The organism is Rhizobium sp. PP-CC-3G-465 (assembly GCF_004343445.1).
Lineage (GTDB): Bacteria > Pseudomonadota > Alphaproteobacteria > Rhizobiales > Rhizobiaceae > Ferranicluibacter > Ferranicluibacter rubi.
Window position 1 is genome coordinate 100,653 of record NZ_SLYH01000002.1, and the last position, 20,926, is coordinate 121,578.

18 protein-coding genes and 2 pseudogenes are annotated in these 20,926 nt (G+C 58.7%); 5 read left to right on the plus strand and 15 right to left on the minus strand.

Going from position 1 to position 20,926, the window contains the following annotated elements:
* Window positions 1-4: 4 nt before the first annotated feature.
* Window positions 5-235, plus strand: a complete 231-nt coding sequence (locus C8J33_RS12885) for a hypothetical protein (RefSeq protein ID WP_110802732.1) — start codon at window positions 5-7, stop codon at window positions 233-235.
* Between the two features lie 28 nt (window positions 236-263).
* On the opposite strand, the gene C8J33_RS27920 is transcribed toward C8J33_RS12885, so the two are convergent.
* From C8J33_RS27920 to C8J33_RS12905, 4 genes are all read right to left on the minus strand, one after another.
* Entirely contained in the window at window positions 264-641 is a 378-nt protein-coding gene (locus C8J33_RS27920; RefSeq protein ID WP_132664665.1) for a LysR substrate-binding domain-containing protein, read from the minus strand.
* A 245-nt stretch (window positions 642-886) separates the two neighbouring features.
* Entirely contained in the window at window positions 887-1,573 is a 687-nt protein-coding gene (locus C8J33_RS12895; RefSeq protein ID WP_132664666.1) for a D-lyxose/D-mannose family sugar isomerase, read from the minus strand.
* Window positions 1,574-1,608: 35 nt separating this feature from the next.
* Window positions 1,609-2,394 (minus strand): SDR family NAD(P)-dependent oxidoreductase, encoded by a 786-nt coding sequence (locus C8J33_RS12900; protein ID WP_110808055.1) that lies wholly within the window; start codon window positions 2,392-2,394, stop codon window positions 1,609-1,611.
* Between the two features lie 13 nt (window positions 2,395-2,407).
* On the minus strand, window positions 2,408-3,118 hold the full coding sequence (locus C8J33_RS12905; RefSeq protein WP_132664598.1) for a FadR/GntR family transcriptional regulator: 711 nt from the start codon (window positions 3,116-3,118) through the stop codon (window positions 2,408-2,410).
* Between the two features lie 127 nt (window positions 3,119-3,245).
* Between C8J33_RS12905 and uxuA the strand changes: the two genes are divergently transcribed.
* Window positions 3,246-4,436: a mannonate dehydratase gene (uxuA, locus tag C8J33_RS12910; RefSeq protein WP_132664599.1), complete on the plus strand. Its 1,191-nt coding sequence runs from the start codon at window positions 3,246-3,248 to the stop codon at window positions 4,434-4,436.
* 88 nt (window positions 4,437-4,524) lie between these two features.
* Window positions 4,525-5,280, plus strand: a pseudogene (locus tag C8J33_RS12915) (IS5 family transposase).
* A gap of 162 nt (window positions 5,281-5,442) precedes the next feature.
* On the opposite strand, the pseudogene C8J33_RS12920 reads toward C8J33_RS12915, so the two are convergent.
* Window positions 5,443-5,777 (minus strand): annotated as a pseudogene (locus C8J33_RS12920) (transposase); the annotation flags it as partial.
* 124 nt (window positions 5,778-5,901) lie between these two features.
* Complete coding sequence (locus C8J33_RS12925; protein ID WP_132664600.1) at window positions 5,902-6,654, minus strand: Crp/Fnr family transcriptional regulator; 753 nt, start codon at window positions 6,652-6,654, stop codon at window positions 5,902-5,904.
* Between the two features lie 287 nt (window positions 6,655-6,941).
* Between C8J33_RS12925 and C8J33_RS12930 the strand changes: the two genes are divergently transcribed.
* The gene (locus tag C8J33_RS12930) at window positions 6,942-9,362 is read left to right on the plus strand and encodes a methyl-accepting chemotaxis protein (RefSeq protein ID WP_132664601.1); all 2,421 of its coding nucleotides are present in this window, start codon (window positions 6,942-6,944) and stop codon (window positions 9,360-9,362) included.
* 129 nt (window positions 9,363-9,491) lie between these two features.
* Window positions 9,492-10,445 (plus strand): HD-GYP domain-containing protein, encoded by a 954-nt coding sequence (locus C8J33_RS12935; protein ID WP_132664602.1) that lies wholly within the window; start codon window positions 9,492-9,494, stop codon window positions 10,443-10,445.
* Window positions 10,446-10,604: 159 nt separating this feature from the next.
* On the opposite strand, the gene C8J33_RS12940 is transcribed toward C8J33_RS12935, so the two are convergent.
* The 9 genes from C8J33_RS12940 to C8J33_RS12980 form a co-directional block, all read right to left on the minus strand.
* Complete coding sequence (locus C8J33_RS12940; protein ID WP_132664603.1) at window positions 10,605-12,095, minus strand: acetyl-CoA hydrolase/transferase family protein; 1,491 nt, start codon at window positions 12,093-12,095, stop codon at window positions 10,605-10,607.
* Window positions 12,096-12,243: 148 nt separating this feature from the next.
* Complete coding sequence (locus tag C8J33_RS12945) at window positions 12,244-13,635, minus strand: NAD-dependent succinate-semialdehyde dehydrogenase (protein WP_132664604.1); 1,392 nt, start codon at window positions 13,633-13,635, stop codon at window positions 12,244-12,246.
* Window positions 13,636-13,705: 70 nt separating this feature from the next.
* Window positions 13,706-15,124: an NAD(P)(+) transhydrogenase (Re/Si-specific) subunit beta gene (locus tag C8J33_RS12950; protein ID WP_132664605.1), complete on the minus strand. Its 1,419-nt coding sequence runs from the start codon at window positions 15,122-15,124 to the stop codon at window positions 13,706-13,708.
* A gap of 2 nt (window positions 15,125-15,126) precedes the next feature.
* The gene (locus C8J33_RS12955; protein ID WP_132442655.1) at window positions 15,127-15,435 is read right to left on the minus strand and encodes an NAD(P) transhydrogenase subunit alpha; all 309 of its coding nucleotides are present in this window, start codon (window positions 15,433-15,435) and stop codon (window positions 15,127-15,129) included.
* Window positions 15,432-16,574: an NAD(P) transhydrogenase subunit alpha gene (locus C8J33_RS12960; RefSeq protein WP_245507169.1), complete on the minus strand. Its 1,143-nt coding sequence runs from the start codon at window positions 16,572-16,574 to the stop codon at window positions 15,432-15,434. The genes C8J33_RS12955 and C8J33_RS12960 overlap by 4 nt, the downstream gene beginning before the upstream one ends.
* A 63-nt stretch (window positions 16,575-16,637) precedes the next feature.
* The gene (adhP, locus tag C8J33_RS12965; protein WP_132664607.1) at window positions 16,638-17,663 is read right to left on the minus strand and encodes an alcohol dehydrogenase AdhP; all 1,026 of its coding nucleotides are present in this window, start codon (window positions 17,661-17,663) and stop codon (window positions 16,638-16,640) included.
* A gap of 218 nt (window positions 17,664-17,881) precedes the next feature.
* Entirely contained in the window at window positions 17,882-18,019 is a 138-nt protein-coding gene (gene cydX / locus C8J33_RS12970; RefSeq protein WP_132664608.1) for a cytochrome bd-I oxidase subunit CydX, read from the minus strand.
* Between the two features lie 13 nt (window positions 18,020-18,032).
* Window positions 18,033-19,181, minus strand: coding sequence for a cytochrome d ubiquinol oxidase subunit II (gene cydB / locus C8J33_RS12975; RefSeq protein ID WP_132664609.1), 1,149 nt, complete (start codon window positions 19,179-19,181; stop codon window positions 18,033-18,035).
* 29 nt (window positions 19,182-19,210) lie between these two features.
* On the minus strand, window positions 19,211-20,776 hold the full coding sequence (locus C8J33_RS12980; protein ID WP_207904040.1) for a cytochrome ubiquinol oxidase subunit I: 1,566 nt from the start codon (window positions 20,774-20,776) through the stop codon (window positions 19,211-19,213).
* Window positions 20,777-20,926 lie beyond the last annotated feature (150 nt).

Consider the following 20,926-nt stretch of genomic DNA (forward strand, 5'->3'; position numbering starts at 1 on the left):
AAAAATGTGGGATTGGGTCCCGATAGTTTTCGTCACGTTCAAGGTCCTCGCACTAGGCTTGGCCATGTTCTTCGCCATCAAGTGGCACTACGACCAGAGCAAGAAAGGGGAGAGGCGCGCGGCTCTACGCACCGGAGCGATAATGGCCGCGGCCTTCCTGCTGGCGCTCGTAGCCGTGATGCTCTTAGCTATCGGCCTCAGCCGGACGCTGGGTTTGGACCTGAGTCTTCCGTGACGAACGACACGCTTCGCATGTGGATGTCCTAAACCTTCGACGGAGTGGTCCCTACTTCAGCGATCAACCAATCGACCAGAGCGGCGATCGCAGGGCTTTTCCGGTAACTCTGCCATACGAGGTAGAAATTGGCAGGCCCCTGCAACGAGCCGTCAAGAACACGGTCCAACCTTCCCTCATCGAGGTCCCTCTCGACGAATTCCTTGTTGGTCAGGGCTATGGCCCCGCCTCGCAATGGCAGCTTCGATCGCGTGCGAGGTCTGCGAAAAGCTGATCCCTTAGAACGTAGTATCCGTCGAACCACCCAGACGTTCGATGAACTCGGGGCAAAATTATGGGCGTCGTGGAGTAGCGTGTGTTCGGCGAGTTCTTCGGCGGACCGAAGCGGCTTCCGCTTTGTCAGCAGCGCACATGCCCCTGCCCATAACGATAGCCGCGTGTGAAACGGCGCATTGCCGCCTCCCTTGCAAGAGCATGACTCGCTCCGACCACTTTGCGCAGCGCATCGAGGACCGTCCTTGCGTCGTTCGACGCTGCGAACTGGGCAAGACGGGGACTCATCGGTCTAAGCTCACTTTCGGAATAGGCGCGCGATGCTCAACGGATGGCGGTCATTCCGTAATGTAGCACGATTGCCCTCTGCACCGGTGGTCACGCCAGCCACGTGGCATAGTCGGAAACCAGCAGCCGGAACGGCTGTTCGTCCTCCTCAATGCCGGAAAACCGCGTCACCCGCGGGTCTTCGAAGATATTGTCGGTCGCATCATCGTTGACAGTGGACACTTCGGCGACGAAGACATCGCTCTCTTCCGCCCAGAACGCGTGCCAGTCGCCGGGAGACAACGTCACGCTTTCTCCTGGCTGCAGCCGCAGTCTGGCACCCGGCGGCAAGACGGCCTCGATGCCGTCACATCGCACCGAAGTGCCCTCAGAACGATCACACGATCCATTCCTGCCACCGAACAGTTCGACCACCAGTGTCCCGCCGCCGCGATTGATGATGTCTTCGGTTTTCAGGATATGCGTGTGGCTCGGCGTCACCTGGTCAAGACGCGAGATCATCGCCTTTTCAGCATAGAGCATTCCGCCGCCACGCTTCAGGTCGGCCAAACAACCGTTGCGGGTCGTGAACAGCAGCAAACCTGTCTTCGCGAAGTCTCCCATGCCGAAATCGGTGATGTCCCAACCGAGTCCAGATCGGGTGATATTGGTGATCTCATCCTTACGGGCTTGCATTTCGCCAGGCGTCCAGTTCGAAAAAGGCGGCAGAATATAGCCGAAGGAAGCCATGAAAGCCTGCGCCTCTCGCAGAATACGATTGATGTCGCTTCTCAGCAATTCGTTGGTCATGATAAAGGTCCTTCTGCCTTGTCTCAGCGCACGCCGATGCCGGCCGTCAGGCCGCCGTCGATCCGGTGATCCGTTCCGGTGATGAAGCCGGCCTTGTCGGAGGCAAGAAATGCGACCAGATCGGCAATTTCCCCTGGCTCACCGATGCGGCCGAGGGGGTGGGCGGTGCCAAAGCGCTGGAACACGGCCTCGATATCCGCATCCGGACCTTCGAAGGTGCGCGCCGCCAGTTCGAGGATCGGCGTGCGCACGGAACCCGGGCTGACGGAGACCACCCGGATCTGATCGGCCGCAAAGTCCAGCGCCATGGCGCGGGTCATCGAATGGATCGCGCCTTTTGAGGCGACATAGGCCGAAACGCCGCTCTGGCAGGCGTGTCCCTGGACGCTCGACATGTTGACGATCACGCCGCTGCCGCGCTTGCGCATCTCCGGAACGCCGAATTGTGCCGTTAGATGGATCGAACCGACATTGACGGCCATGCAGCGCATGAAGATGTCGAACGGAGTCTCCGTTGCGTTGCCATAGGGGTGCACTGCCGCCGAATTGACGATCACATCAATGCCTCCGCCCAATGCGGCGACCTTTTCGAAAGCGACACGCACGGCTTGAGGATCGGACACATCCGTGTCCAGCACCAGAACGTCGAGCCTCTCGGCAGCCGCAAGCCCGGACAGGTCCTTGTTGGCTGCAACGTCGATCCCAAGCGCAAAGACGCGTGCGCCGCTGCGCGCTAGATTAAGTGCCACGGCGCGGCCGATGCCGGTCGTGCCGGTTACGACAGCAATCTTGTCAGTAAATTCACCCACAATCTCGGCCCCCTTATTTTCTCTTCGGATCTCGTGACACGACGGCGTTCGGAATGAATACCAGACCTGCACTCAAATGCCGGTCCATATGGTAGGAAAAGCCGATCCGATCCTTGTTGCGCAGAGCCTCGATGATTGCCTGATGCTCACCGAACACGCTCTTCAGGGTCGAGCGCCTCGACTTGCCTGCCATCATCAACCTCTGGATCACCGGCTTGAGCATGCCATAGGTTTCTGTCAGCGTCCGATTTCCGGCAGCCGTCACCAGCAGCATGTGGAACTTGAAATCGATTTCGGAGGCAGCCTCGGCATTGCTGGCCGTCAGGATCGCAGAATTGACCGTCTCGATCTCGCCCAGCTTCTCAGGTGTCAGATGCACGGCCAGAAGATCGAAAAGGTTCAATTCCGTCAGCCGACGGTATCCTTGAATATCCTGAAATGCGTCGGTCGACACATCCATTGCGAAGGCGAAGAGGTCGCGCATCGCATTGTGATGCTGGTCGGTCAGGACTGCCCCGAGCTTCTGGCGTGACTCGGCGATGCCGTAAGCCTTCAGCGTACGAAAGGCTTCACGCACGGTGTTGCGACTGGAGGCGAACATCTCCGCAAGCTCGACCTCGCTCGGCAGAACATCGCCCACACCCAAGCCGCGCTCGCGGATCAAGCCCCTGATCTGACCGACGACCTCATCGACGGCTGACGCCTTGCTGTCCTGATCCGGCATTTTCACCACACTCCTCGTCCAATTTCAAAGGCATAATATGTTGGCCTTATTTTTGCAAATCCATTTATATCTTGCCAGTTTCGAAGCAGAATGCATTTATTGTCCAACATTAAGGATGGAGACGTTGATGCTAGAGAGCTGGCGGTGGTTCGGAAGCAGCGATCCGGTCACTTTGTCACATGCGCGCCAAGCGGGTGCCCACGGCGTCGTGACCGCGCTGCACCATATCTATGACGGCCGCGCGTGGAGCGTCGATGACATCCTCGACCACAAGGCAACGATCGAACGCGCCGGCATGGCCTGGTCCGTCTGCGAATCCATTCCGGTGAACTCGGCGATCAAACTGCGCAACGAGAAGTGGCGGCAGTATGTCGATAGCTGGAAGGACAGCTTGGCCAATCTCGGTCATGCCGGTATTCCTGTCGTCTGCTATAACTTCATGCCGGTGGTCGACTGGACGCGCACGAACCTGCGCTACCCAACAGCGGCCGGCGGTCTTGCGCTGCGCTTCGACATGGCCGATTTTGCCGCCTATGACCTTTTCGTGCTGAAACGCCGCGCCGCCGAAGAGAACTACCAGCCCGCGTTGATCGAAACGGCGCGCCAGCGGTTCGAGGCCATGTCGGATGAGAAGATCCAGACACTCGAGACCAACATCATCGCCGGGCTTCCCGGCAAGGAAGGCACCCATACGCGCGAAGGCATCCGCGCACAGATCGCCAGCTTCGATGATCTGTCATCGGACGATATGCGCGCCAATCTCCTTGAGTTCCTCACGGAAATCGTTCCGGTAGCGGCGGAGTACGGCGTCCGTCTCGGCATTCACCCCGACGACCCGCCTTTCTCGCTGTTCGGCCTGCCGCGCATCGTCTCAGATGCGGATGATATCGCGACCATCCTCGGTGCTGTCAATCATGACGCCAACGGCATCACGCTCTGCGCCGGCTCTTACGGGTCGCGCGCCGGCAATGATCTGACGGAGATGGCGACGCGGTTCGCCAGCCGGGTCCATTTTGCCCATCTTCGCAACGTCAGGAAGGAAGCCGACGGCTCCTTCATCGAATCCGACCATCTCGATGGCGACGTCAACATGGTGTCGCTGGTCGCGGCACTTCGCCACGAAGAAAGGCGTCGTGAGGCGGAAGGGCGCGCGGACAGCGTCATTCCATTCCGGCCAGATCACGGACACCTCCTGATCGACGACCAGAACCGGACAGTGAATCCGGGCTATTCCTGCATTGGCAGACTGAAGGGTCTGGCTGAACTTCGCGGCGTTATCGCCGCCGTCGATCAACTCGAACACGGAATTGGCGCCTGAAGCGGCGCTAAACGGCGGAGATAACTAGGCTCAGGACCTATTAATCTGATTTGAGATGTGATTCACAGTCTCCATTGAGGAGGCCGTGATAAGTGATTTGTTTTTGCTGAGCGAGCGTCAGATGTCTCGGATCTCGCCGTTCTTTCCCTTGGCGCATGGTGTGCCGCGGGTCGATGACCGGCGGGTGGTGAGCGGGATCGTCTATGTGATCCGCAACGGGCTGCAGTTGAAGGATGCGCCGAAGGACTACGGCCCGCACAAGACGCTCTACAATCGCTTCATCCGTTGGAGTCGGCTCAGCGTGTTCAACCGGATCTTTGCGGCTCTGGCGGGCGAAGGTCCCAAGCCCGAGCGCATCATGATCGACGCGACACACCTGAAGGCCCACCGCACGGCGGCGAGCCTGCTTAAAAAGGGGATGTTCCCCGACGTAGCGGACGCACCAAGGGCGGCCTGAACTCCAAGCTCCACACCGTCTGCGACGACAAAGGCCGTCCCGTCGTCATGCTGCTATCGGAACGTCAGATGAGTGACCACAAAGGCGCCCGGCTCGTGCTTAACGCCCTCCCGCCAGCCAACGTTCCTTATCGCCGATCGCCGCTACGACAGCATCTGGTTCCCGCAGGCGCTCGTAACCAAGGGCATCGAACCCTGCATTCCGTCGAGCCGAAGCCGGAAAATTCCTTATCCCTACGACAAGGCACTCTATCGCCAGCGCCACAAGGTCGAGAACCTCTTCGCCAAGCTCAAGGACTGGCGACGCATCGCTACACGATACGACCGATGCGCCCACACTTTCTTCTCAGCCATCTGCATCGCTGCAACCGTCATCTTCTGGATTTGAAACAACGAGACCTGAGCCTAGCATTCTATCGCTTCTGCCACAAGTATATCCAGCATACCAACGCCTAAATGCACTATGAACCATCGACTTAAACTGCTCGCAAGGACTGAATTCATCTTTATCCGCTTTGATTAATCTGAAGCGCACCTTAGCATTCATCAGTCAGTCTGCGTGTCTCCGGTGGCAATTGGAACTAGTTTTCCGCTGGCAGGCTGATGAGTGGCTTATCGTGGCGATTGTCTCAATGGTCATGTAGCAGGATTGCCGGACGGCCCGTTCATCGTTCTGTTCGAGCAGCAGCGCGCTACCAGTCAGACGATGGCGTCCTCGTTGGGAAAGATGCCGACGATCTCTGTCCGTCGCTTGATCTCGCCGTTCAATCGCTCAATGGGGTTGGGCGAGTGCAGCTTGTTCCAGTGATGCGTGGGAAAGGTCATGTAGGCGAGTATGTCTCGTTTGGCGCCATCCAGAAGCGGCGCCACCGCCGCAAAAACTGGTAAATAGTAGAAAGGCACCGTCATCGCTGGCCGAGAACAGCGGGCAACAGTGAAATTGTTTGCTTGCGGACAAAGCCGGAATATCTCGTTTGCATAAAGATAATGATGCCGATCGATTACGGGTTCAGACTGCCGCTGGCGACCTACCTATAACTGGACTATAGGTCGACGTCTGAATGAGGCGATTGTATTCGACCTCTGCGGGGCCGTACCCCCCTTTCGTCAAATCGATGAGGCCTTGCCAATCCAGCACAAATATTTCACGGCGTTGTATCTTAATAAGAAGGCGCATTTCCAGAAGTTTAAGCGCCACGGTAATACCGGCGCGGCGAACCCCCAGTATCATCGCAATAAACTCATGCGTGACACGGAAATGATGATCATCAATGCGATCGTTGACCATCAAAATCCAGCGCGCTAGGCGTTGCTCAAGCGTGATCTCAGCATTTGCCCAAGCGGTGTAGGTCGTCTGTATACCAAGAGCATGCGCGTAACGAGCCATCAGATTTTTCAACGAAGCACTTTGGCGCATGGCATTCTCGAAATCTTCCGTTGAAATACGTATGGCATCTCCTTCCAGCTCTATGATGCAGTCAAATGGACTTTCAGTATCACCCTGTACTAGGGAGGTTCCGGACATGCCGTCGCGGCCGAACATGCCGACCTCGATAGCAGAACCTGATTCCTTGCCTGCCATGACTGAACCCAATCCAGATTCTAGAAAGTAGACATATTCGATTTTTTGATGGGCGGTCTCCAGCACTTGTCGGACGTGCAGTGGTACGCGATCAGCGTGCGGCATAATGAGTGCGAGATCGGAATCCGACAGGGTGCGCAGCAATCGGTTTTGAAACAGAAATGCCTTGGGCAAATCCATTGAAGTCTCCTTTTTTGAGGCGAGCACTCGCAAGCGACAAGCCCTTTCATTACCGTCTACACGAGGACAAGGGTGATCAATATTGACTTAAATCAAATACATTCGTGCGATTTCGTACATTTAAACAGTTCAATATTTATGCTTTAGTTCAATAATTCGAGTTTATGTCGCAAATCTGCGACAGTATCCAAATACAATTCTATTCAATTCTGAGATAATTAATGTTAGCGGATCACGTTCAAACTCCTCGGGCCGCATCATGCGCCGAGAAACAGGAGTGAGAGACGGTGCGCATTCGATCCATTCAGCTGAAAATTGCCCTGCTCGCGGGCGTCTGTGTCGTTGCGGCAAGCAGCGCACTGGTGGGGTATAGCATTATATCCGCCTCCAACAGCAAAGCGTTCGTCGGCGAACATGTCGATGCGCTGACGGAAGACAGCACCAGAAACCATCTCAAGACTTTGGCTCTCGCGCAGGCAGCCTTGATCAAGGCACCTCTCGACACGGCTTTCGACTCGGCGCGCAGCATGGCGCGCATGTTCGAAATATCGGCGATGAATGACAATGAAATGGCAACACCGGCTGGCAAACGCCGAACCGAGTTCAATGCCGTCCTCCTCAACGTTCTGAAGGACAATCCACGCTTCAACGGAACCTATAGCGCCTGGGAGCCCAATGCGCTCGATGGGCAGGACCAGCTCTTTCGCGGCAAGCAGGATGTCGGTTCGGATGCAAGCGGGCGTTTCCTGCCTTACTGGACACGGAGCACCGATGGAAATCTGGCTGTCCAACCCCTTGTCGAATATGACAGTGCAGAGCTGCACCCGAACGGTGTCGTGAAGGGCGGATGGTATCTTGACCCGAAAAGTGGCGCAGGGGAGAGCATCCTGGACCCATTGCCCTATGTCGTTCAGGGTAAAAACGTCTACCTCGCGACCATGTCTGTTCCCATCACCATCGATGGCAAGTTCGTCGGCGTTGCCGGGGCCGATTTCGATCTCACCTTCGTCCAGAAGCTTGCGCAGGACGTAAAGGCGTCGATCTACGACGGCAAGGCAGCCGTTGACATCGTCAGCTACAAAGGTCTTGTCGTCGCATCCAGTGACCATCCGGATGCGATCGGCCGTCCGTTCGACCAGATAAACCCCGCGGCCACATCGCAACTTCCATTGATCCAGGCCGGCCGCGATACCGTCGAGGGAAATGCAGAGACCTTTACGGCCCTATCGCCCATCATGATCGGCCGGACGAGTACGCCCTGGTCGGTCATCATAGAAGTCCCGAGATCGGTGGCGTTGGCGCAAGCCACAGCCCTCACATCGTCGCTGGCCGAGCGTAACATTGCCGACACTCTTTTCCAGATTGTCGTCGGCATCGCGATTGCCGCGGGCGGCATCGCCGCGATGTGGTTCGTGGCCCGCAGCATTGCGTCACCCATCAAACAGATGACGACCGCCATGGGCCGGTTGGCACAGAGCGACGTCTCCATAGACGTCCCTGGCCTCGACCGCGTTGACGAAATCGGGGCGATGGCGGCCGCGGTCGCCGTCTTCCGTGAAAATGCGATCCAGAAAACAGCGATGGAAAAGGAAGCGCAGGCCAATCGTTCCTTGAGCGAACGCGAGCGCCTGGAACGGGAAGCGGAAAAGGGACGCCAAGCTGCAGAATCCCAGTTTGTCGTCGATTCCCTGGCGACAGGGCTTCAACGACTGGCGGACGGCGACGTTGCTTACCGGATCGTCACACCCTTCGCCACACATCTCGATACGCTGCGTCTCGACTTCAACAACTCGCTGACCAAACTGCATGAAGCGCTACAGGCGGTCATGGTGAATGCCCGCGGCATCGACGGTGGCGCGAATGAAATTCGATCCGCGGCAGATGACCTGGCAAAGCGGACCGAGCAACAGGCAGCCTCCGTCGAAGAAACAGCCGCCGCCCTGGAACAGATCACCACGACGATGCGTGACTCCACAAAGAGGGCGGAAGAGGCCGGCGTTCTCGTCTCACGCACCAGAATAGGTGCAGAAAAGGCCGGCGAGGTCGTGCGCAGCGCTGTGCACGCCATGCAGCAGATCGAGAAATCCTCCGGCGAGATCAGCAATATCATCGGCGTTATCGATGAAATCGCTTTTCAGACCAATCTGCTGGCTCTGAATGCCGGCGTGGAAGCAGCCCGTGCGGGAGATGCGGGCAAGGGCTTTGCGGTCGTCGCCCAGGAAGTGCGCGAACTGGCACAGCGCTCCGCAGGCGCCGCCAAGGAAATCAAAGCGCTCATCATTACATCCGGAGAGCAGGTGCGCACCGGCGTCGCTCTGGTTGGCGAAACGGGTAAATCGTTGGAAGTGATGGTCGGAGAGGTCCAGCAGATCAACAGCCACGTCAGCGCCATCGTGGAATCGGCGCGCGAGCAGTCGGTCGGCATTCAGGAGATCAACACGGCCGTCAACACGATCGACCAGGGCACGCAGCAGAACGCCGCGATGGTCGAGCAGTCCACTGCGGCCAGCCACACTCTGGCGGGCGAGGCAGACGCTCTGAACAAGTTGATCGCACAGTTCAACCTCGGCGGACAATCCGCCAACCATCAACCGGTACGTTTGGCGTCTAACAACCCACGCCCGGTAACGTCGCCCGTAAAAGCGCTGGGACGCAAGGTTGCCAATGCTCTCGGCGCGTCTACCGAACAGTCCTGGAAGGAGTTCTGAGCCACTGCCGCCGTGCATGCGGCGGCTCGGCGGTCTCCGCCTCATCGGGCAGCATGCCCCGCATTTTCCATCATGCGGGGCACGTCGTGCTCACTCTGAAAAGGCTGTTCTTATCCCAAGGTGAAGGAAATGCTGAAGCGTATCGGCAAGGATCAGGTGCGAATCGGAATGTTCATCGAGGCGTTGGAGGGCGAATGGCTGCTCACGCCGTCTGCCGGTCGTCGCTATACACTGGAATACGAAGATGATGCAGCACGTCTCAGGAACAGTAACGTCTGCGGTGTTTTCATCAATACATCAAAAGGGCTGGATGTTTTGCCGTCGGTCGCGAGGCGATCCGAATCCGAAGTTCCGGGCAGAGCGGCCATGACATTGTCGGCGTCGCGCGGTCGGAAGATCCGTATCCTAACCGTCGAAAAAATTAAAAGGACCTCCGTCCTGTTGAAGGGCATATTCAACGATGTCAGCGCCGGGGCTGCTGTTACATTCGAAACGGTGTCTCCCGTCATCGAGGAAATTACACAGTCGCTGGATATCGATCCTTCGATCCTCATCAGCATGACCCGGATGAAAACAAAAGACGGAGCAACATTCCTTCACTGCATCGCCGTGTCGGCTCTGATGATCCGCCTGGCGCGGCACCTGAAACTCGATGCGGCGATCGTTCCGATCCTGGGATTGGGCGGTTTACTTCACGATATCGGGAAAATCGGGATGCCGATCGAGATTTTGACGAAGGCCGGCGGCTTGACCGAAGTCGAAATGAAGCTCATCCGTCGCCATCCCACCCTCGGGCACCAGATACTTTCACGGGGCAAGGGCATGCCGAACATCGTGCTCGACATATGCCTTCATCACCATGAGCGGCTGGATGGGAAAGGATATCCCATGTGTCTTCCTGACGGGCAGATCAGCCTTTACGTACGAATGGCCACGATCTGCGATGTCTACGATGCGCTGACGTCAGCCCGACCCTACAAAAAACCCTGGACCTCCTCGGAAGCGGTGTCGTGGATGCTGTATACCGAAGGGGCGTTTGACAGGTCGCTTCTGCGTGAATTCATCGACGGAGTTGTAAAATAATAAGAACGACACAGACGAATTCCAGTGGATCGGCTCAGAAGGCGACTTTTAGACTTGAGACAACGAAGGCAGGCTACCAACCGGCCGCCAATATTTCTCGAAATCGGCAGATTTTACATAGGCTTTCTACGGTTCGGGCATCAACTTTACCTGTCCCGGTCACGGTAGCATAGTTCCTGTTGCTTCCTTTCGGATATGCCAGGACAAGGCCTCCTCAAGCAGATGCGGTGTATGGCCACCACGAGCGGTTGCGCGTGCAACGTAATCCGAAAGCAGATCACGATATGACGGATGGGCGCACTGGGCGATAATCAGGGGTGCCCGCTCGCGCGGTGCCAATTCGCGCAGATCGGCAAGGCCATTCTCGGTAACGATGATATCGACGTCGTGTTCGGTGTGATCGACATGGCTCACCATAGGAACCACAGAGGAAATTTTTCCAGCCTTGGCGAGCGACTTCGTGACGAAGATCGATAGATAGGCGTTACGCGCGAAATCGCCCGAACCACCGGTGCCGTTCATCATGTGCGTGCCGCTGACATGCGTGGAATTGATATTGCCATAAATATCGACCTCCAGCGCGGTGTTGATCCCGATCACGCCGAGGCGGCGAATGACTTCGGGATGGTTCGAGATTTCCTGTGGCCGCAGGAGAAGTCTGTCTTTGTAGGTGTGAAATGAACCGAAGACGCGCTCGGCGCATTCGGCCGACAGCGTGATCGAGGAGCCTGAAGCGAAGGAGAGCTTGCCTGCATCAAACAGATCGAAGGTGGAGTCCTGGAGAACTTCGCTATACATCGTCAGATGATGGAACGGACCCTTGGCCAAGGCTGAAAGTACGGAGTTTGCGATCGTGCCGATCCCCGCCTGCAGCGGCTGCAAACTCAGGTCGAGCCGGCCCTTAGCGACCTCGTTTTCAAGGAAACGGATCAGGTGGCCGGCAATCGCCTCGGTGTCGTCATCCGGCGCTTCCACGTTTGAGAAGCTGTCTTTCTTCTCTGTGATCACGATGGCAGCAATCTTGTCCGGATCGATGGATACGTAGGGAAAGCCAACACGGCTATCACAAGCAACGACAGGGATCGGTTCACGGGAGGGGCGTCTGGTGGGTATGTAGATGTCATGCAAACCTTCGAGTTCAAGCGATTGGCTCAGATTGAGCTCGATAATGACTCTCTTGGCAAGGATCGCAAAACTTGCAGAGTTTCCAATCGAGGTAGAGGGCACGATACCTCCGTCCTCGGTGATGGCGGTGGCTTCGATGATGGCGTAATCGATGGGGCCAAGCTGGTGCGAGCGAAGATGTTCGACAGTTTCCGACAGGTGCTGATCGATGAACATCACCTCACCGCGATTGATCGCGGCGCGCAATGTTGTATCGACCTGAAACGGCATCCGGCGTGCAAGGATCTTCGCTTCGGTCAGCATCCGGTCAATGTCGTGTCCCAGCGAAGCGCCGGTGATCAGTGTGATCTGGAATGGATCCGTCCGCGCGCGTTCGACCATCGCAACCGGAACGGCCTTGGCATCACCGGCCCGCGTAAACCCGCTCATGCCGATGATCATGCCATCTTTGATCAGGGCCGCCGCAGCCTGTGGCGTGGTGATCTTCTCAAGTAGCGACTTCCGACGGATACGTGTCTCGATCATGGCTGCACTCCGGTGGTAAGTCGCAATGGATGCCGATGCTCACAGGTCAAGCGCGTCAACCCGAAGCGGCAATGTGTTTTGCTTCAGAGAATGGCGTCCCCGTACGATGACGCTGAAAACAACGTCATCGTACGGGGAAATCTCCACCTCAGAACGGCGCGTCGATATCGACGATGTTGATCAACTTGTGGTTCACGAACTCCTTGATGCCCAGACCGAGCAACTCCCGTCCGTAACCCGAGCGGCGGACCCCACCAAAGGGCAGGTCAGCTTTGACCATCGTCGGATGGTTGACGAACACCATGCCGGTGGAAATCTTTGCCGCGACATCCGCACCATGTTTGGTGTCCGACGTGAAAACGGAGCCACCCAGACCGAAGGGAGAATCGTTGGCAATACGGATAGCATCATCCTCGTCCTTGGCTCGGAACAGCATCGAGACCGGGCCGAAGAACTCCCAATAGCGGGCGGGGTTGTCGTCGGCGAGGTCGCTCAGAATCGTCGGCTGAACGAACGCACCCTGATTGGGGACACTGGGGCCGACTTCGGTAGCCTTGGCGCCGAGTGCGATGGCCTGCGCAATCTTGTCTTTGATCTCATCGGCAGCACCTTGAGACGACAAAGGTGCCAGCGTGGTGCCGGCGTCAAACGGATCGCCTGCGCGCAAGGCGGCAACGCCGGCCGTATAGCGTTCGACGAACTGGTCATAGACCTCGTTGACAATGATCATCCGTTTGGAGGAAACGCAGACCTGTCCGCCATTCCAATGTCGGCCGAAGACGGCCCATCTGGCCGTTTTCTCCATATCGGCGTCGGCCAGGACGACGAAAGCGTCGGCACCGCCCAGTTCCATGGTCGATTTCTTCAGGGCTTTGCCGGCTTGGGAAGCGATGACGGCTCCGGCAGCTTCGGAGCCGGTAAGCGCCACGCCATGCACACGCGGATCGTTGAGAATCGTCTCGATCTGGGTGCGCGTGGCGTAGAGGTTCTGGAATGCCCCCTCGGGAAGACCGGCTTCCTTCATCAGCTTTTCAAAGGCCGCGGCACTCTGCGGTACGTTGGAGGCGTGTTTGAGCAGCATGGTGTTGCCCGCCGACAGCTGGGGAGCGATGATGCGGGCGATCTGATAGTAGGGGAAATTCCATGGCTCGATGGCGAGCAGAACCCCAAGGGGTTCATGCACGAGGGTCGCTTCGCCTTCCTGCGGATCGGCCACCGACAGCTTTTCCGGAGCAAGCAGCTGCTCGGCGTGCTTGACATAGTATTCGAAGATCGCCGCGGATAGCTCCACTTCCGCCAGGGCCTCGGGAACAACTTTGCCCATTTCGAGCGTCAGCAGCCTGGCGTAGCTGTCAGCGTTCTTCCGCAGAATGTCGGCGGCATTCTGCAGGATGCGGGCGCGTTCGCCAAACGGCACGTTCTTCCATGACAGAAAGGCCTGATGGGCTTTACCGATCGCCTGCCCGACCTCGGTGTCGGTGGCATCGGCAAACGTTTTCAACACTTCGCCGGTATAGGGATTGATCGTCGCATAGGCCATGATAATTGCCTTCGTGGTTAGCGGCGCGTCCGATCTGAACGGGACGCCACGGGTTCGGAGCGGAGGCCGATCAGCCTCCGAGCTCCTTGATGGCCTGGACCATCCGGGTGATCACGGCCTGGGCATCGCCATAGACCATGTTGCAGTTGTCGCCATAGAACAGCACGTTCTCGACGCCGGCATAGCCTTTGCCCTGACCGCGTTTGACCACATAGACCTGATGAGCGTGATCGACGTCGAGAATGGGCATGCCGTAGATCGGGGAGGCCTTGTCGGTGCGTGCCGCCGGATTGACGACGTCGTTCGCACCGATCACGAGAGCGACGTCTGTCGTTGCGAAGGCATCGTTGACGTCCTCCATGTCGAAGATGATGTCGTAGGGCACACCGGCTTCGGCCAGCAGCACATTCATGTGCCCGGGCATCCGCCCGGCGACGGGATGGATGGCGAATTTCACATCGACATCGGCTGCCTGAAGCAATTTGACCAGTTCGTAGAGCTTTTGCTGAGCCTGGGCGACGGCAAGGCCATAGCCCGGCACGATGACGACACGGGACGCGTAGCGCATGGCGATGGCCGCGTCGCCGGCATCGGCCGGTTTCATACTGCCGGCGATATCGGACGGCCCGGTCGCTGCGATCTCCCCGAAATTGCTGAACAGCACGTTTGCAAGCGAGCGGTTCATGGCCTTGGCCATCAAAACGGTGAGCATCGTACCAGCGGAGCCGACAACCATGCCGGCAATCATCAGCGCAGGGTTTTGCAGGGCATAGCCTTCGAGAGCCACGGCAAGGCCGGTGAAGGCATTGTACAGCGAGATCACCACCGGCATATCGGCGCCGCCGATCGGCAGTGTCATCAGGACGCCGAAAGCCAGGGAGAAGGCGAAAAAGAGAAGCGCGATGACGGCGGTGGACAGACCCCCGTCGGGAAGAAGGACGATGAGGACGCCAAGCGCGATGGCAACCAGAAAGACGACCGCATTGAGGACCCGCTGGCCGCCGAAGCGCCAGGGCTTGTCGATCCGGCCGTCGAGTTTCGCCCAGGCAATGATGGAGCCGGTGAGCGAGATCGAACCGATCAGCGCGCCGGCGATGGTCACGGACATGAGCAGCGGCCCGGCCGTCGCCACGGTCAGCAGTCCGGCCGCCGCGACTGCGGCAGCGGCGCCACCGCCCATGCCGTTATAGAGCGCCACCATCTGAGGCATCGCCGTGACGGCAACCTTGCGGCCATTCCACCAAGCGCAGCCCCCGCCGATGCCGAGCGCAAGGATGGCGAGAGCGAGGTTCGTCAGAAGGTTGGGACGCGCTGCGTCAGGCAGATCGGCTAGCACCAGGAAGCTTGCGGCAACGGCGATGACCATGCCGACGCCGGCAATCACAATGCCGGACAGCGCCGTGACCGGAGACGACATGCGCTTCAGGCCGAAGATGAAGAGGGCTGCCGCAACCAGGCCGCTCAGCCCCTCGATGTGCTGGAAGAACATGATCAACCCTTCTTTCCGTCGCTCGACCGGAACATGGCGAGCATCCGGTCGGTGACGATATAGCCGCCGGCGGCGTTGGCGGCGCCCAGTGCAACACCCAGAAACCCGATGATCTGTGCCGTCACGCTGGTGGCCGTGAGAAGCGCATGCAATGCACCGACCACGACGATGCCATGGATGAAGTTGGAGCCGGACATCAGCGGCGTATGAAGAATGGAAGGAACCTTGCGGATCACCTCGTAGCCGGTGAAGGCGGCCAGCATGAAGATATAAAGCGCAATGAGCCAGGTAAGCGACGTGTCGATGGTCATGCTGCGGCTCCCTGCGGCGTCATCGATTTGACGGCGCTCAATCCGGGCTGGTTGCGCATCTCGCCGTGATGCGTGAGCACGGTCCTGGCGATGACCTCGTCATCGAAATCCAGCACAAGCTTGCCGTCGCGGATGATCAGCTGGAGCAGATTGAGAAGGTTTTTAGCGTAGAGTTCGCTGGCATGCTGGGCGAGGTGCGAGGGAACATTGAGCGGAGCGAGGATCGTAACCGGTCCGATCTCGACGGTTTCGCCCGGTCTGGTTCCCTCGCAATTGCCGCCGCCTTCGGCACCGAGATCGACGATGACGGCGCCGGGTTTCATGCCGGCGATCTGCCGGGCGCTGATCAACTTGGGGGACGGGCGGCCCGGAACGGCCGCCGTCGTGATGATCATATCCGCCTCCTGGATATGCTGCGTCAGCGCCGCATCGACCGTGCTCTTCTCTTCAGCGGTCAGTTCCCGCGCATAGCCGCCATCGCCTCGCGCATCGACGCCGGTCTCGACGAATTTGGCACCGACGGAAAGCGCCTGTTCCCTGGTTTCCGGACGCACATCGTAGCCTTCGGTGATCGCACCCAGACGGTGCGCCGTCGCAAGCGCCTGCAAACCGGCTACGCCGAGGCCCATCACCAGAACCTTCGCGGCCCTGAGCGAACCGACCGCGGTCGTCATCATCGGCAGAATGCGCGGCATGTTCGCCGCCCCCAGCAAGGGTGCGTAATAGCCGGACAGTGCCGACTGGGTCGAGAGCACATCCATGGCCTGGGCGCGGCTGATGCGGGGCACCGTTTCCATTGCGAAGGTCGTGATCCCACGGTCACACAGTGCCTTCACCAGCTCCGGCTCGCGATTGGCGTAAATCAAGCAGATCAGAACGGCGCCCGACTTCATCCGCGTAACGGCATCGATGCCGGGAGCCTGCACCGCAAGAACGATGTCGGCTTCGCTCAGCAGACTTTGCAGATCTGGCTCGAACGTCACCTGCTGGAAGCTCGCATCCGGTAGCTTCGCCGCGTTGCCGGCTCCCGTCTGCATATGCAGTTCGGCGCCAAGCTTGATAAGCTTCCCGGTCACGACGGGTGCGAGCGCGACGCGCTTTTCGCCCGCCCGCGTTTCCTTGAGCACTGCAATCTTCATCGAAATTGAACTTTCACGATTGTCAGAGCAGCAATCCTGGGAGGGATTGCCGTCTAAACGGTCCTAATGGAGCTGCAGCACGATCCGGCCGTCGATGCCGCCTGCTTCCATGCGGGCAAAGATGGCATTGATATTCTCCAGCTTGTCCCACGAGAAATGCGCGGCCACCGCGCCATCGCCAGCGAACTCGAGTGCTTCTTCGAGATCCTGCCGCGTACCGACAATCGAACCCCGCACGGTAATCCGCTTGAGGACGGTGTCGAAGATCGGCATGGCGAACTTTCCCGGCGGCAGACCAACCAGCGCCATCGTTCCATGAGAGCGCAGCGCGCCGAACGCCTGCTCGAAGGCAGCCGGCGAGACCGCCGTGACGAGAACCCCGTGGACCCCGCCGATCCGCTTTTGCAGTTCGACAGCAGGATCGGTCTCACGCGCGTTGATGACGATCTCGGCCCCGAGCTTGGTTGCCAGAGCGAGTTTGTCGGGATGGACGTCGATGGCTGCAACATGCATGCCCATCGCCTTGGCATATTGCACCGCCATGTGGCCAAGGCCACCAACGCCGGAAATCGCCACCCATTCGCCGGGCTTGACTTCGGTTTCCTTGAGACCCTTGTAGACGGTGACACCGGCACACAGGATCGGCGCTGCGGGACCCCAGTCAAGTTTGTCCGGCAGTCGCCCGACATAATCGGGATCGGCCAGCGCGTATTCGGCAAAGCTGCCATTGACCGAGTACCCTGTGTTTTGCTGCGCGCCGCAGAGCGTCTCCCAGCCGGTCCGGCAATGCGGGCAGTAGCCGCATGCGGTGTGGAGCCACGGCACCCCGACCCGATCACCCTCCTTGACGCGCTTCACGTCGCGCCCGACACCGACCACAGTGCCAACGCCCTCGTGGCCGGGAATAAAAGGCACCGTCGGCTTGACCGGCCAGTCGCCCTTGATGGCATGAAGATCGGTGTGGCAGACGCCTGTCGCGGCAATCTTGACCAGGATCTGGTCGGGACGAGGCTCCGGCACCGGAACATCTTCGATGACGAGAGGTTTGCCAAACTCATAAAGAACAGCGGCTTGCATCATGCGGGTCATCCGGCATCTCCTTGGTTGACCTACAAGTGACACGGGTCGAGGCTGCCTGGATTGATTCACATCAAAGATCGTTTGTTTCCGTCTCCATGGTCGCTGCCAGCAGACGGCATCCAGGATTGCGCCTGACTCGTCGCAGCCGAAAATTTATAAACCGCCATGCGATCGACCTTCACTCTAGAATGATTGTCGCCTCCCGTAACGGACACACGATCGATCCTTCATTGCAAATCCACGCCCGACGGCGGCGCCGGCAAGGCGGATTTGAGCCTGTCCTCGCGCATTTCTAACCACATGGCGTTCAGGATGGCGAAAGAGCAGGCAAGACCGATGCCGAGAATCCAGGAAAAATACCACATGCTGTCGTTTCCTTCAGTAAGCGTTGGGGTTGCGGCCGATGGATATTGTCGTGACCGTGCCGCGCATGACGCGGTAGACCCAGGCCGTGTAGGCAAGGATCAGCGGCAGGAAGATCACCGTGGCGATCAGCATGATGAACAGCGTCAGATGGCTGGACGAAGCGTCCCACACCGTCAGGCTGACATTGGGATCGAGCGAACTTGGCAACAAAAACGGGAACAACGACATCCCGGCCGTCGAGATGATGCCGAAAATGGCGACCGTGCTGCCGAACAATGCCGTTTTGAAAGCGCTTCGACCGAATGCGACCATGGCGATCAGTGCGCCCGATACGCCAAGCACCGGCGCAAGCATCATCCAGGGATGGGCGCTATAGTTGGCGAGCCATCCGCCTGTAACACGCGAGACGGTCTTTACGAGAGGATTGGACGGGCCATTCATGTCCTGTACGCTGGTGACGACGTAACCATCCATGCCGAGGCCGATCCACAGGCCGGCGACGACGAAGAGCGCAACGGTCGCGACAGCAGCCCAGCGGCCGTAGGTCCGTCCTCTCTGCGCGACCGGTCCATCCGTGCGCAGCGCAATCATGGCGGCACCATGGGTGACCAGCATCGCGACGCTGACGAGGCCGGACAACAGCGCGAACGGCCGCAGCAGACCGAAGAAATTCCCCGCATAGGAGGGCCGCAGAGTTTCATCCAGCGCAAAGGGTACGCCAAGCAGAACATTGCCGACCGCCACGCCGAAGATCAGCGCCGGCACGAAGCCGCCGATGAAGAGCGCCCAGTCCCAGGTGGAGCGCCAGCGCGGATCCTTCAGCTTGCCGCGAAACTTGAAACCAACGGGCCGCAGGATCAGCGCCAGAAGGATGGTGATCATCGCCAGGTAGAAGCCTGAAAAAGAGACCGCATAGAGCGCCGGCCAGGCGGCGAAGATGGCGCCGCCACCCAGAACCAGCCAGACCTGATTTCCTTCCCATGTCGGCCCAACGAGATTGATGACGACCCGTCGCTCTTCATCGGTTCTGGCGACGAACGGCAGAAGCGCACCGGCGCCAAGATCGAAGCCGTCCATGATGGCGAATCCCATCAGCAGGATGCCAAGAAGCCCCCACCAGATCAGCCGCAATGTTTCATAGTCGAGGGGGATATTGTTCATCGCTTTTCTCTTTTCTGCGCGCGCATCGATCAGGCAGCAACGCTGCTGGGAACGTGAGGTTGGCCCTTTTCGTCATCGAGCATGGCGTAGTTGCCCGGTCCGGCCTTGATGGTCTTGAGCATGAGGAAAACCATGACGATCAGCAGGACGGTGTAGAGAAGGAGGAAGAAGGCAAGACTGATCGAGAGGTCGACAAGCGTCAGCCCGGAGGCGGCATAGAACGTCGGCAGCACACCCTCGATCGCCCAGGGCTGACGGCCGTATTCGGCGACGATCCAGCCGGACTCGATCGCGATCCAGGGCACAGGCAAGCTGAAGAGTGCGATCTTGAGAAGCGTCCTGTTGTTGCCCAGCCTGTGAAGGCTGCCGAGCACGAAGGCCGTGGCGAAGAAGACGATCATGTAGAGACCAAGCGCCACCATGATGCGGAAACTCCAGAACAACGTGGCGACATCCGGGATCGTATCCATCGCGGCTCTGTCGATCTCTTCGGGCGTGGCGTTCTGAATGTCATCGCGGTACCGCTTGAGGAGAAGGGCGTAGCCGAGGTCGTGCCAGGTGATTGCAAAAGCTTGCCGGGCCTGCTGGTCCTGCGGGTTCAGGCGAATGGCATCGAGGCTGGCGGATGCAGCCATTCCGGTGCGGATACGCTCCCGTGCATGATCGACAAGGGGCCGGATGCCGGGAACTTCCGTGTCCAGGCTGCGCGTCGTGATCAGCCCGAGAAGCCAAGGGATCTTGACCTCGTACCGGTTGCCATCCACCCCCGGCAGCGCAAACAGGGTGAGACCTGCCGGCGCCGGTTCCGTTTCCCACATTGCCTCCATGGCGGCGATCTTCATCTTCTGATGTTCGGTCGCGACATAGCCGCTTTCATCACCAAGCACGACGACGGACAGGGCGGACGCAAGGCCGAAGCTCGCCGCCACCACCATCGACCGTTTCGCCAGGTCCAGATGGCGTCCGCGCAGCATGAACCAGGCGCTGATCGCCATGATGAACATGGCGCCCGTGGTGTAACCGGCACTCACGGTATGAACGAATTTCGCCTGCGCAACAGGATTGAAGATCACCGCCATGAAATCCGTGACCTCCATGCGCATCGTATCGGGATTGAACACGGAACCAACCGGGTTCTGCATCCAGCCATTGGCGATGAGGATCCATAGGGCCGAGAAATTGGCGCCGATCGCGACAAGCCACGTCACAGCCAGATGTCCGGCTCTGGACAAGCGGTCCCATCCAAAGAAGAACAGGCCGATGAAGGTCGCTTCCAGGAAGAAGGCCATCAGGCCTTCGATGGCGAGCGGCGCGCCGAAGACATCGCCGACATAATGGCTGTAGTAGCTCCAGTTCATTCCGAACTGGAATTCCATGACGATGCCGGTGGCAACACCCATGGCGAAATTGATGCCAAACAGCGTTCCCCAGAACAGAGTCATGCGGCGCCAGACCTCGCGACCGGTCATCACGTAGACGCTTTCCATGATCGCCATGAGAAACGAAAGCCCCAGCGTCAGAGGCACGAAGAGAAAGTGGTACAAGGCGGTCGCTGCGAATTGCAGCCTTGCCAGGTCCACCACAGTGAAATCGATCATGATCGCCATGTCCTGTCTGAAAGTCGGTCATATGCCGGTTCGTACAAGCCATTAGGCACGTCATCATCATCCCGCATTGATCCGTATCAATGCGGTCCATGCTTTCGCTCACTATGTCGAAGCCACAAATGAGGCTCGATCCCGAGC